General features: G+C 43.8%; 1 protein-coding gene. It reads right to left on the bottom strand.

Annotated features, from left to right (window positions below; translation table 11 throughout):
• Window positions 1–707, bottom strand: a 707-nt coding sequence (locus tag R7Q47_RS26695; protein ID WP_318090335.1) for a DHH family phosphoesterase, incomplete at its 3' end; no start/stop codon positions are given.
• Window positions 708–1,024 lie beyond the last annotated feature (317 nt).

Genomic DNA, 1,024 nt, shown 5'->3' with positions numbered 1-1,024 from the left:
AATTCAAAGTTCTTGTAGTCCATCGTCAAAATCGTCTCTGCTGAGAAATGGCTCAGATCCGATTTTGCCAACAACATTTGTTCACCAAAACCTTTGATGTCTTTGATGCCTGCAATGTCCGCCAGCTTTTGCGCGTACTGTTTGTCATATTCGGTGGTAGTCGAAGATTGGAACACAACCGTGTCCGACAAAATAGCCCCTAAACCTGCACACGCAATATTCTTAGGCAGTTTAACGTTTAACTTCTCGGCATTTGCCGTAAGAATTGTTGCTGCAGAACCCCAAGCACGAATGTCCATCGTGACGATTTGCGGCATGCTGATTGGCGAACTGCCCATCGCGTGGTGGTCGATGATTGCCACGATGGAAGTTGGATCAACCGATTTTGCAAGTTGAGTCGATTGGTTGAAATCCACCAAACCAATGTGGTGAGAAGAGAAATCCGCCTTCACTTTTGGCGCGTCCATGCCACAAAATTCAAACACAAACTTACTTTCTGGGTTCGCTTCGCCAGTTAGCGCTGCTTCTCCGCCGTAGATGTGTGACGCAAGGATAACGGAAACGGCACTATCGGTGTCTGGGCTCAAATGTCCAACCCATACAAGGTTGTCGGTATTATTGTTTGAAAGCGTGGTGAGATCCAAAGCGCCCTCAGCCAAACAGCTGAAAGAGGCAATCATGGTTAATCCAAGTAGTGAACGTTTCATTTGAGTCCTTAATGGTGAGTGGTAAGTTACTATTGGTACTGCATAGGCCATTGATTCAAATGTAATTTTTTCGAGTTACCAATTCACCCGATATTCTTGGAATCGCAAACGTTTTTCGAGTCGATACACACTTTTTTATCGATTCCGCTTACAACTTAAACAGGATATTTAGTTAAGCGAAGGACGATTTTCCAAAAACAAAAAGGAAACGATTGGTGCCAATCGTTTCCTTTACTTGTGATTGCTATTTAAAAGCGCGTGAATTACGCCACTTCAAGAATCACTTTTTCCAACTTATCTAAGCCTTCACTAAGCAC

This window comes from Vibrio sp. Vb0349, from assembly GCF_033338975.1.
The sequence above is the reverse complement of the archived record's forward strand: the minus strand, read 5'-3'. Positions and strand labels throughout refer to the sequence as shown.